The organism is Streptomyces sp. WAC06614 (assembly GCF_003949795.1).
In the GTDB taxonomy this organism is placed as follows: Bacteria; Actinomycetota; Actinomycetes; order Streptomycetales; family Streptomycetaceae; genus Streptomyces.
Window position 1 is genome coordinate 1 of sequence record NZ_RPRY01000819.1, and the last position, 205, is coordinate 205.

1 pseudogene is annotated in these 205 nt (G+C 70.7%); it reads left to right on the top strand.

Annotated features, from left to right (window positions below):
- Positions 1-205: pseudogene (locus tag EF918_RS37620) on the top strand (Toxic cation resistance protein); the annotation flags it as partial.

Here is a 205-nt window from a genome sequence, read left to right on the forward strand (position 1 = left end):
CGAGCCGGAGGCCGAGGTCAAGGCCAAGACCGAGCCGGAGGCCAAGACCGAGCCGGAGGCCGAGGTCAAGGCCAAGACCGAGCCGGAGGCCGAGGTCAAGGCCAAGACCGAGCCGGAGGCCAAGACCGAGCCGGAGGCCGAGGTCAAGGCCAAGACCGAGCCGGAGGCCGAGGTCAAGGCCAAGGTCGAGCCGGAGGCCAAGACC